Consider the following 12,192-nt stretch of genomic DNA (forward strand, 5'->3'; position numbering starts at 1 on the left):
GTAGTCGCTTCATGGCTCGATTTTTCATAGACAGACCCATTTTTGCCTGGGTGATCGCGCTGGTGATCATGCTGGCTGGCAGCCTGGCCATCATCAAGCTGCCGGTCGCCCAGTATCCGAGCATTGCGCCGCCGGCGGTGAGCATCTCCGCCAGCTACCCGGGCGCATCTGCCAAGACGGTAGAGGACTCGGTGACCCAGATCATCGAACAGAACATGACGGGGCTGGATCACCTGCTCTACATGTCCTCCCAGTCCGACTCTGCCGGCCGGGTGTCAGTGACCCTGACCTTCCAGCCGGGGACTGATCCCGATATCGCCCAGGTGCAGGTGCAGAACAAGCTGCAACAGGCGATGTCGCTGCTGCCGCAAGAAGTTCAGCAGCAGGGCATTCGGGTGCAGAAGACCTCCAGCAGCTTCCTGATGGTGGCCGCCTTCATCTCCAGCGATGGCAGCATGAAGAACGACGACCTGGCGGATTATGTGGTCTCCAACATCAAGGAGCCGCTGAGCCGTCTGGACGGGGTAGGGGATATCACCCTGTTCGGCAGCCAGTACTCCATGCGGATCTGGCTCGACCCCAACAAGCTCAACCGGGTGCAGATGACCCCGAGTGATGTGCAGTTGGCGATCAAGGCGCAAAACGCCCAGGTAGCCTTCGGCAAACTGGGGGGAACCCCTTCGGTGGCCGATCAGCAGTTCACCGCTACCATCATGGGCCAGACCCGTCTCTCCACCGTCGAGCAGTTCAAAGACATTCTGCTGCGGGTGACTCAGGATGGCGCCAAGGTGCGGCTGAAAGATGTGGCCCGGGTCGAGCTGGCTGGCGAGAGCTATGACGCCGAGGCGCTCTACAACGGGCAGCCTACCGCGGCGGTGGCTATCAAGCTGGCGACCGGTGCCAACGCGCTGGATACCTCCGAGAAGGTGCGTGCCAAGCTCAACGAGCTGTCGGAGTACTTCCCGGCCAACATGAAGATCGTCTACCCCTACGACACCACGCCGTTTGTGAAGATCTCCATCGAGGAGGTGGTGCAGACCCTGATCGAGGCGATCTTCCTGGTGTTCTGCGTTATGTATCTGTTCCTGCAGAACTTCCGGGCGACCCTGATCCCGACTATCGCGGTGCCGGTGGTGCTGCTCGGTACCTTCGGGGTGATGGCGGCATTTGGCTTCTCCATCAACACCCTCACCATGTTCGGTATGGTGCTTGCCATCGGCCTCTTGGTGGATGACGCCATCGTGGTGGTGGAGAACGTGGAGCGCCTGATGAGCGAGGAGGATCTCTCCCCGCTTGAAGCGACCCGCAAGTCGATGACCCAGATCACCGGCGCGCTGGTGGGGATTGCGCTGGTGCTCTCCGCCGTATTCGTGCCGATGGCCTTCTTTGGCGGATCGACCGGTGCCATCTATCGCCAGTTCTCGCTGACCATCGTTTCAGCCATGACCTTGTCGGTGTTGGTGGCGCTGATCCTGACGCCGGCCCTCTGTGCCACCCTGCTCAAGCCGATGAAACACGGTGAGTTCGGTGCCCAGCGCGGCTTCTTTGGCTGGTTCAACCGCGCCTTTGATGCCGGCACCCAGCGCTACCAGCGCGGGGTGGGCAAGGTGATCAAGCAGGGCGTGCGCTACAGCCTCATCTACGGTGCCATGCTGGCGGTGCTGGCGGTGCTCTTTATGCGGATGCCTACCTCCTTCCTGCCGGAGGAGGATCAGGGGGTCATTATGTCCATGGTGCAACTGCCGGTGGGCGCGACCAAGCAGCGCACCGAGGTGGTTCTGGCGGATATGCGCGACTACTTCCTGAAAAACGAGAAGGATAACGTCGACTCCGTACTGACGGTGGCGGGCTTCAGCTTCGCCGGTAGCGGTCAGAACAGCGGTATGGCCTTTATCAAACTCAAGGACTGGAGCGAGCGCAAGAGCCCGGATCGCAGCGCCAATGCCATCATCGGCCGCGCCATGGGCTATCTGTTCAGCATCAAGGAGGCGCAAGTCTTCGCCTTTAACCTGCCTCCCATCCCGGAGCTGGGGACGGCGACCGGTTTTGACTTCTTCCTGCAGGATCGCGGCGGTATCGGCCACGAGAAGCTGATGGCGGCGCGCAACCAGCTGCTCGGCATGGCGGCGCAGGATCCCACTCTGGTGCGGGTGCGCCCGAACGGGATGGAAGATACGCCGCAGCTCGATATCAAGATCGACTACGAGAAGGCGCTGGCGCAGGGGCTCTCAATTGCGGAGATCAACAACACGCTGGCAAGCGCTTGGGGTTCTGCCTACGTCAATGACTTCATCGACCGTGGCCGGATCAAGAAGGTCTATATGCAGGCGGATGCTCCCTTCCGGATGAACCCGGAAGATCTGAAGCTCTGGTATGTGCGCAACAGCGCCGGTCAGATGGTGCCCTTCTCCGCGTTTGCCAGCACCGAGTGGAGCTTCGGCTCACCGCGTCTTGAGCGTTACAACGGCGTGCCGGCGATGGAGATCGTCGGGGAAGCGGCGCCCGGCAAGAGTACTGGTGATGCCATGGCCGCCATCGAGCAGATGGTGAAGAAGCTGCCGGAAGGGGTGGGCATCGAGTGGACCGGGCTCTCCTTCCAGGAGCGGCAGGCGGGCTCGCAGGCGCCAGCGCTCTATGCGATCTCGCTGCTGGTGGTGTTCCTCTGCCTGGCGGCCCTCTACGAGAGCTGGAGCATTCCGTTCTCGGTGATGCTGGTGGTGCCACTCGGGGTTCTGGGGGCCATTTTGGCTGCTACTCTGCGCGGGTTGGAGAACGATGTCTACTTCCAGGTCGGCCTGCTCACCACCATAGGGTTGTCGGCGAAAAACGCGATTTTGATCGTGGAATTTGCCAAAGAGCTCTATGACAAGGGGATGGGGCTGGGTGAGTCGGTGGTGGAGGCGGCGCGTCTGCGTCTGCGCCCGATCCTGATGACTTCGCTTGCCTTTATCCTCGGGGTGCTGCCGCTGGTGATCAGCTCCGGCGCCGGCGCCAGCAGCCGTAACGCCATCGGTACCGGCGTGATGGGGGGGATGATCAGTGCCACCGTGCTGGCCATATTCTTTGTCCCACTCTTCTTTGTGCTGGTGATGCGCTACTTCACTAGCCACCAGAGCAAAGAGGCGCGCATGGCTGCAGCGGTTGAGTCAAAAGGTGACTGAGCAAAAGTGTGTCCATCTGTTCTGAGCGACAGATTACAATTTGATAAAAGAGTCAGTTAAAGCTGGCTATAAAATGGGGCAACACGAGCGGTTGCCCCATTTTTTCGCCCAAAAAACGGTAACTTGGTTGTGATCTGTTCGATTTTGAAAGGTGATTCGGATGAGTTCATCAAGTGCGGTCGGTTCTCCATCGAATCTTGATTCAAAACCCTTGATGAAGGCACTTTTTGGTGTGCAGATTTGTAGAAAACGAGATAGAATCTGCCGCTTATCGGGCTGGTAGACTATGTGTCGTTTGGTTTGGTACCCCTCTTTTGGCTAAAAATGCGAGCGGGTAACACTGTTATCGACCATCAAAACATAAAAATGCTGGAGGACACGATGACCAACAGCGAACAAAATCTGGTTAAAAGCAGCAAATTGGGGGCTGTAACCCAAGGGCGGTAGCCATCGTTTTTAGCTTTTGTGGCGTTGTTGCCCAAATCGATACAGCTTGAGGGACTAACTGAGGACACGGTGATCTGATCACCAGCATCCCCTTCAAGTCTGCATCATGGGCACGTCGCTTCACCCCATCACCAATTGGCCCCAATACAACAAGTCTTTGATTAACCGTGGTTCACTCACCTTCTGGGTTGATGTCGAGGCCATGAACAACTGGTTTCACCACGACCATCATGGGCGCGGGGGCCGCAGCCAGCTCTACACTGACCAGACCATCTGCACCTTTCTGATGCTCAAGGGGATTTTTAACCTCACTCTGCAGGCCACTCAGGGACTACTTGACTCCCTGTTCGAGTTGATGAATGTGCCGTTGTGCGCACCGGACTATAGCTGTGTCAGTAAGCGGGCTCGCACGGTGGCTGTGGCTTATCGACAGCCCCCAAAGGGACGCATCACCGACTTGGTTATCGACTCAACCGGGCTGAAGGTGTTTGGTGAAGGCGAGTGGAAGGTCAGAAAACACGGCGCCGAGAAACGGCGAGTCTGGCGCAAGTTGCATCTGGCGGTAGACCCGGTGACCCACAATATCGTGGCGGCGGAAGTCTCACTGGAAAATGTCCATGATGCCGAGGTATTGCCCACCTTGCTCAACCCTGTGCGGCGCAAACTGGGGCATGTTTATGCGGATGGCGCCTATGACAGCAAAGCCAGCCATCAGCTTATCTTGCGCAAAGGGGCAACAGCCTGTATCCCGCCTCGCAAAAGCGCGGGGTTATGGAAAAAAGGACACGCAAAAAATGACGCGGTGCTGGTGATGCACAAGGAAGGACTGGCGCACTGGAAGAAGATATCGGGGTATCACCGTCGCTCACTGGCAGAGACGGCGATGTATCGGTTCAAGCAGTTGCTGGCGGGGAAAATCAGCCTGCGTAACTACAACGGCCAAGTGGGAGAAGTCATGGCGTATGTAAGCGCCATCAACAAACTGAATACCCTTGGCCTACCAGTCAGAAAGCCCCGAGTGTAATGGTCACTAGGAGCTGGGGAAATCATGACTTGCTGTCTGATTTGGGCAACAACGTCGACTTCGACCTGTGGAGCATTGCCGGCTCCAATGTCAGGGCATCCAAAAATGCTGCTGGAGCGCGTAAAAAAACACTCAGTTAAATCAAGCTCTTGGTCGATCACGTGGCGGTTTTGGCAGCAAAATTCACTTGGTCACAGATGGTAATGGTTTGCCGCTGTGATCTGCCTTTCGCCGAGGCAATCAGCGGAAATCAGATATGCGACAAGGCGTTGGCCATGGCAAGGATACCGACCTCATCAGGCCGTCATCGCATGAGGGCAATGCATCTTACCGCAGATAAGGCCTATAGCAGCAGGGCTATGCGGGCCGAACTCCGGCGCAGAAGGATAAAAGCGGTCATCCCGCAACGTAGCGAACAGCCGCGGCACCATAAGGGGCGTGCACTGGTATTAGACAAAGCTCGTTATCGCAGGAGAAATGTGGTCGAGCGGTGTTTCAGATGGCTGAAGAAGTTACGCCGATTCTCAACGAGGTATGAAAAGCTGGCGGTAAGCTTTGCAGCTTTTATCAAGCAGGCTTTCTGCCGTCGTTACTTGCGGGAACTATTGGTGGACAGAAAACCAGCATTTTGAGAACGCAGCCTAGCGTCTACTGGAACGGGCTGGGCGAGGTGCGCAAGGCGACCTTCCGCTTACATAACATCTCCACCAAAGATGTGTATGGCGATCTGAATCGTCCCCAGTTTCCTAGACACCTCACAAAGAGAGCGCAGCATCATGGCTGCATTGAGTCAAGAGAATATAATGTGTTGGCAGCAGGCGCACTGGCGAGCCAGTGCGCCTGATTGGTCAAGCCTGAAAACCATTGGTGTAGCCGTTTCATATCGTATTGAATAAAGAAAACCATACTCGAGATGCGCTATTTCATCAGTTCAAAAGGTGCTGGGACGTGATGAATTAGCCCAAGCAGAACGAGGGGTCTGTGCGATAAAAACTCAGGGCGAGAGCATGAGTTACTGGCATGTTAAGCAAAAAACTTTAACCACTGTCATCCCAAGGTGCTATTACATTCCCTACTCGTATTTTTTACAGGTGGGTGCTGAATATGCGATGCCAAATTTGTTCAGCATTGGCCTAGTCACCTATCTCGTCATGAAAAACAACAAAAATCAACTCATGCTCTCGCTCTGCACCATAATCTAAGTATCACTGAAGACTGTGTGTTCAAATTTTAAAAAATACAAATAGGTGTTTAAGTTGTTAATTAAAAATAGTATATATAATCTATTAGGTTTAGGGTTGCCATTACTGGTTGCTATTTATGCCATTCCTGTATTGATTCAACAGTTAGGAGTAGATCAGTTTGGCATATTGACCATGATCTGGGCTATTGTGAGCTATTTTGGTTTATTTGATTTTGGCTTGGGTCGGGCTTTAACACAGAAGCTGTCGTTTTATATAGGTAGTAATCAATCTGATCGAATATCACCACTTGTCGTTACGACCATTACTTTTCTTTCTATAACTGGAGTTTTAGCTGGGGTGATTCTTCTTCTATCAGCCCCTTTATTTTATAAAATTGAAACAAAAGTATCAGAGAGTTTATTGTTTTCAACTTTGTCAGCAATGTCAATAGCAATGCCCGCCGTCATTTTAACAGCCTGCTTCAGAGGAATACTTGAATCTTTAGGTAAATTTAAAATAATTAATGTTATTAGGCTTCCAATGGGCATATTTACCTTTGTTGGGCCATTAGCTTCTATCTATTTTTTTGGGCCTGATATTAGTAGTGTTGCTTGGATTCTAGTTATTGGCCGCTATATTTCCCTGCTTGCTCATATAATATATGCCAATAAGTATATAAAACTTGATTATTATCTTAGTAATATTAATATGGCAGAGTTAAGTCTACTCCTTCGCCTAGGGGGGTGGATGACAATAAGCAATGTTGTGAGCCCCCTTATGAGTTACATTGATAGATTTTTGATAGGTGCATCGATATCAACAGCATCGGTGTCATACTATGTTACACCGCAAGAACTTTTAACTAAACTTGCAATTATTCCAACATCAGTAACCTCAGTTTTGTTCCCATCATTAGCTGAAAACATTGAGAACAAAACTAAAAAATATCAGCTCTATTATAAATCCATATTAGGCATTGTGTTTATTGTTCTGCCACTAACTATTATTATATTTATTTTTTCAAAGGATATATTGACTTTGTGGATAAATGAGGATTTTTCTAATAATAGTTTTGAGATACTTCAAATTCTTTCGGTAGGGATGTTGTTTACATGTGTTGCACAAGTGCCATTTACATTAATCCAAAGTCAAGGATATGCACAATATACAGCAAAGCTGCACCTGATAGAATTTCCAATTTATGTTTTATTAATATTTATCGCAGCAGAAAGCTGGGGGGCTGTAGGGGTCGCGGTCGCATGGTCTTTGAGAAACTTTATTGATACTATTTTACTTTTTTATCTTGAAAGAAAAATTCGTTAAATGAAATTTCTGAACCAAAATATTATTTACCTCCCATTTCTTCTTATATTTTTAGGGGAGCTAAAGGTGCCTGTCGGAGGAAGTACATTCTCACTTCCACTTTCTTTTATTACTACCCCATTTTTAATTTCTGGTGTTATCGCAAATAAGAAATACATTGTAGATAAATTGTGTTTGATATTTTCTTTTATAGCCTTATTAGGTTTCGCCTCGATTCTTTATAATCCCGTAGCTGAATTTTCTCGTGGGCTTGTTGGAATGCTGCCTGTTATTTATATGATTATGATGCTATTTTCTTACGCTCAAGTTAATCTTGATGAAGAAGTTGCATTGAAATATTTAACAGTAGGTGTAATGCTATTATCTATTCAAATATATATTGATTTTATTCATGCGCAACTTAGTGATGGTGATTATTATGAAAAGAAATTATTTATTGAAACTTGGCTTGGTCGTTCCAATTTTTTGGCAGCTTTTTTGATTTTCTCATTAGGTTTAATAAAGAGAAATGTTTTTGTATTCGTGTTTATCTCCATGGCTGTGTTTGCCACAATGTCGCGTGGAGGTGCATTGATTATGTTAGTAATGTATCTCATAATGGCACTATACTATATTAATCACAAAGCTAGCATGACCGTAAAATACTTTATTTTTATCGTGTTCTGTTTAGTGTCATTAGTTTTTATTTTTATTATAATATCACACATTGATTTTTTTAAATCGTTTGACTTCAGATCTGTTTTTAATCGGTTTGATTTATGGCTTTTTTCAATCGAATTATACAGTGACAACCTCGCTCTTGGAATAGGACCTAATTCATTTAGAACCTATGTAGAAAGTACACATGGCATAGAGGATGTATGGGGCACTCATAACTCTATATTGCAAATTTTATTGAATTATGGTTTTTTAGGTTGCGTGTTTTACCTTTATTTTTTCTATAAAATATGGGAAAAGGCTAGTAAAGGAAATTACTCCTTCTTGACCAGCATTAGGCTGAAGTCGATGCTCATCTCTATTTTTTTATTCTCTCTATTTGAACCATTGATTGGTTCGGGTTCATTTGAGGTCTTGTTGGTGTTAGGTTATTTAATTATCCGTGAGCGAGAGCGGAAAAAAACGTTTTATCCAGACGTGGTTTATGTTCAATAACTACTCAGAATAGTACTGCTTCTACTATGTATCATACTGCTTGAGTTTAGCCAGATATAGAAGCTATGGTTGGATATGATATGCGCCTTTGCCGCTTCAGGCACAGGGCACACTCGTTTGGTGACTTGCTTTGCTACTTGAATTTTGAACGTTTCGGAATGGCGGGGACCACTCATCACACCTCCAATGGTTGTATCATTTTAAGGCTGTGAGGTGTCTAGGGTGCTAGGGAGGGGCAGATGACGATATCCGCTCAAACATTAATGAGGCGGAACGAGCGTGACTTATGTGCTGTGGCGCAAAGGAAGCTACGGCATGTGCTCACATCGTGGGAAGCTGTTTCATCAGCGAATACACTGTAGTTGGTGGAGGTGGCCAAACGACCGGATGCTATCCTTAGGAGTGGCTGTGAGACATTGTTTGTGTCTATATCGAGAAAACTGATTACCCCATCCCTGCCGGGGTGTATGCGTCAAGCCCATGCCGGCGAACGGTTACGCCTTTCGGAGTTGAATTCGATTTTCTGCAAGTCTTTATGGGGCGCGAGGCTTGTCATCTTTCTCTAGAGAGACGGTTGATAATTGGTAATCTGGAACCGATTTATTTTTTTAGGTGGAAATTAAGTGAAAATATTACTCTCTATAGTTATACCTACTCACAATAGAGCTCAGTATGCTGTACACTCAATAAAGTCTATTTTGGATCTGAACTGTGATAATATTGAATTAGTTGTGAGTGATACCAGTTCGGATTGTGCTCTGGAAGAATGGATCTCCAAATTAAATATAAGTGAAACAAAGGTTAGGCTAAGTTATATCAAGCATAAAACTCGTCTAGATATGACAGAAAACCATAACTTTTCATTATCACAGGCTACAGGAGAATATGTTTGCTTAATCGGGGATGATGACTCCATATCTCCAGAGCTTTGCGAGTTGGCTGAATGGGCAAAAAGTGAAAATGTAAAGTTAATAACACCTAAAGTAAAGGCCAGCTATAACTGGCCTGATTTTGTAACAAAGGTATATGGAAAACAACATGCAAAGCGACTGTATTTACCTGCCTGTGTAGGTGGCTTGATAAAGAAGAACTCTCAGGAGGCGTTAATAAGCGCACTTGACAGAGCCTGTCAAGGAACGGATGGCTTACCAAAGTTGTATCATGGATTAGTTAGTCGAGCTTTGTTAGAAGAACTGCGGAATAGAACAGGCGCATATGTTCACGGTTCTAGCCCCGACATGTCTGCTGCTATAGGATTAGCTTTGATAACTAAAGAGTTCTATGAAATAGATTATCCACTAACCATACCAGGAGCTTCAGGTGGAAGTAATACTGGGAGGAGTGCACTAAACAAACACAAGGGTAAGATGTCTTCAGAGTCCCAGACAAGTGCATTCATTGACTCTGGTTGGAATCCTTTTATCCCAAAATTCTTTTCGGTTGAAACTGTTTGGTCTCACGCGGCCGTTAAAACATTAGAAAAACTAGCACCAAATTATGTGTGTGCTTTTAACTGGCTAAGTTTATATTCTCTTTGTGAGATAAAACATTCTGATTTTTTTGAAGAGATAAAGTCGTCTAAAGAGTGTTACTCTAATGAGTGTGTTTCTCGACAAGCAAGGATGAATTTTATAATTTTTACATTAAAAATCAAATATTATTATCATAGGATTTTATATATTCTTTCTAGAATTTTAAAGCCAACTGCCGCAGGAGGGAAAAAGTATATTCCAGGGGTTGAAACTGTTGCGGACACCCCTAAGCTATTACTAGCTTATGTAAAGAGTAATGGTTTTTCTCTTTCTTCTTTACTGGCTAGACACAAAAGAGTTTCATAGTATGATTTTTTATGCACCTAATGTTCATGTTGGTGGTGGGTTTGAATTATTAAAGTCTTTACTAACATCAATTGATGGTAAGGATATAATTTTCTTTCTAGATTCTAGAATATCAGATAAAATAGATACGTCCGGCTTTAGTTGCGTTTTTTTTGTTAAACCAAATGTACAGTCAAGATTGCATGCTGAGTTAAAACTTAAAGAAATATCTCGTTATGACACTAAAATTTTTTGCTTTCATGGATTACCTCCGATACTGGCAAAAAGTGAAAATATAACTGTATTTTTACAAAATAGGTTATACATAAACAGCTTTTCAGGTCAAGGATATGGAATTAAAATATCTATAAGGCTGTTTTTTGAAAGGTTAGTTTTTAAAAAGTTTGTTTTTAAAGTCAGGGAGTTCATAGTACAGTCAAGATCAATGCAGAGAGATTTGAAATGTTGGCTTGGAAAAGATAGTCACCAAGTAACGGTTTTTCCATTTATAGAATCGGAATGTAAGGTTGGCGCATATAAGTATGATAAAAAATACGACTTCATATATGTTGCTGATGATGGAAAACATAAAAACCATGTGGCACTAATAAATGCTTGGGAGCAATTAGCTATTAATGGACATGCTGTTACTCTTGCGTTGACATTGCCCATAAATAGCAAGTTGTTATCCATGATAGACATTTTTAATAAAAAATACGGTAACTTAATTATAAATCTTGGCATTCTTTCTAAAGATGCAGTTAGTCAGGCTTACAATGAATCAAGAGCATTAATATACCCATCTCTTGTAGAGTCTTTTGGAATGCCGCTGATAGAAGCGCAGTATTTTGGTATACCAATTTTAGCTGGGGAGCTGGATTATGTTAGAGATGTTGCTCACCCTGATGAAACCTTTAATCCTTGTTCGAGTTTTTCTATATATCTCGCAGTGCTACGTTATCTTGGAAAGACAGACGAACTTATTGAAGTTAAGAAGCCAATTGATTTTTTAAACTATTTAGTAAAACAATAATGGAGGTTGGTGTGTTTAAAGATAAAGTTTTATTGATTACCGGCGGTACAGGCTCTTTCGGTAATGCGGTGCTACGTCGTTTTTTAAATACCGATATTAAAGAGATCCGCATCTTCTCCCGTGATGAGAAGAAACAGGATGATATGCGTAAATTATTTAAGTCGGAAAAACTTAAGTTTTATATCGGTGATGTACGCGATTACCAAAGCGTGGCTAATGCCATGCGTGGGGTGGATTATGTTTACCACGCAGCAGCGTTAAAGCAGGTGCCGTCTTGTGAATTCTACCCACTGGAAGCGGTAAAAACTAACGTGCTGGGTACTGAGAATGTTCTGGAAGCTGCCATTAGTCATGGGGTCGAGCGGGTGGTGTGCTTGAGTACCGATAAAGCGGTTTACCCGATCAATGCCATGGGTATCTCCAAGGCGATGATGGAAAAGGTAATTGTTGCCAAGAGTCGTAACCTGGAACACACCAATACCACCATTTGCTGCACCCGTTATGGCAACGTGATGGCCTCGCGCGGTTCAGTGATCCCGTTATTTATTCGCCAGGTTGTTAATGGCGATGCTATTACCATTACCGACCCTGCGATGACCCGTTTTATGATGACCCTCGATGATGCGGTCGATCTGGTATTGCATGCCTTTGAGCATGGAAAAAATGGCGATATTTTTGTGCAAAAAGCACCAGCCGCCACTATTGAGGTATTAGTTAACGCCTTGCTGGAAATCCTTAATCAACCGCAACATCCGGTAAATGTGATTGGCACACGCCACGGCGAGAAGCAATTTGAAGCACTCTGTAGCCGTGAAGAGATGTTTGTCGCACAGGAGCAGGGGCAATACTTTAGAGTGCCTGCCGATAACCGTGACCTTAATTACTCCAAGTATTTTGAAGAGGGTGAGCAAGATCTGTCGCAGATTAAAGATTATAACTCACATAATACCGAGCGCCTCGATGTGGCCGGGATGAAGAAATTACTACGCAAGCTCGACTTCATTCGTGAGATCGAAGCCGGTAATATAATCGTACCGGAAGGGGTATAACG

Annotated in this window: 7 protein-coding genes and 1 pseudogene; all 8 read left to right on the plus strand. The window is 46.5% G+C overall.

What is annotated here, in order from left to right:
• The first annotated feature begins 11 nt into the window (after positions 1 to 11).
• The 8 genes and pseudogenes from I6L40_RS09220 to I6L40_RS09255 all read left to right on the plus strand — a co-directional run bounded on the left by I6L40_RS09220 (position 12) and on the right by I6L40_RS09255 (position 12,190).
• Positions 12 to 3,161: an efflux RND transporter permease subunit gene (locus I6L40_RS09220; RefSeq protein WP_071911884.1), complete on the plus strand. Its 3,150-nt coding sequence runs from the start codon at positions 12 to 14 to the stop codon at positions 3,159 to 3,161.
• A 553-nt stretch (positions 3,162 to 3,714) separates the two neighbouring features.
• Positions 3,715 to 4,632, plus strand: a complete 918-nt coding sequence (locus I6L40_RS09225; protein ID WP_216995325.1) for an IS5 family transposase — start codon at positions 3,715 to 3,717, stop codon at positions 4,630 to 4,632.
• A 53-nt stretch (positions 4,633 to 4,685) separates the two neighbouring features.
• A pseudogene (locus I6L40_RS09230) lies at positions 4,686 to 5,264 on the plus strand (IS5 family transposase); the annotation flags it as partial.
• A gap of 624 nt (positions 5,265 to 5,888) precedes the next feature.
• Positions 5,889 to 7,139, plus strand: coding sequence for a flippase (locus tag I6L40_RS09235; protein ID WP_071911878.1), 1,251 nt, complete (start codon positions 5,889 to 5,891; stop codon positions 7,137 to 7,139).
• A complete protein-coding gene (locus tag I6L40_RS09240; RefSeq protein ID WP_071911876.1) occupies positions 7,140 to 8,291 on the plus strand; it encodes an O-antigen ligase in 1,152 nt (383 codons plus the stop codon).
• 623 nt (positions 8,292 to 8,914) lie between these two features.
• Entirely contained in the window at positions 8,915 to 10,129 is a 1,215-nt protein-coding gene (locus I6L40_RS09245) for a glycosyltransferase family 2 protein (protein WP_216995326.1), read from the plus strand.
• Between the two features lies 1 nt (position 10,130).
• Positions 10,131 to 11,141 (plus strand): glycosyltransferase, encoded by a 1,011-nt coding sequence (locus tag I6L40_RS09250; RefSeq protein ID WP_158025283.1) that lies wholly within the window; start codon positions 10,131 to 10,133, stop codon positions 11,139 to 11,141.
• A gap of 11 nt (positions 11,142 to 11,152) precedes the next feature.
• Positions 11,153 to 12,190 (plus strand): polysaccharide biosynthesis protein, encoded by a 1,038-nt coding sequence (locus I6L40_RS09255; protein WP_071911977.1) that lies wholly within the window; start codon positions 11,153 to 11,155, stop codon positions 12,188 to 12,190.
• The last annotated feature ends 2 nt before the right edge of the window (positions 12,191 to 12,192 follow it).

Origin of the sequence: Aeromonas sp. FDAARGOS 1410 (assembly GCF_019048745.1) — a bacterium.
Classification (GTDB): domain Bacteria; phylum Pseudomonadota; class Gammaproteobacteria; order Enterobacterales; family Aeromonadaceae; genus Aeromonas; species Aeromonas jandaei.

Coding starts and splice junctions, on each gene's coding strand:
- I6L40_RS09240 (WP_071911876.1), top strand. CDS start 7,140: ATGAAATTTCTGAACCAAAATATTATTTACCTCCCATTTCTTCTTATA.
- I6L40_RS09220 (WP_071911884.1), top strand. CDS start 12: ATGGCTCGATTTTTCATAGACAGACCCATTTTTGCCTGGGTGATCGCG.
- I6L40_RS09225 (WP_216995325.1), top strand. CDS start 3,715: ATGGGCACGTCGCTTCACCCCATCACCAATTGGCCCCAATACAACAAG.
- I6L40_RS09250 (WP_158025283.1), top strand. CDS start 10,131: ATGATTTTTTATGCACCTAATGTTCATGTTGGTGGTGGGTTTGAATTA.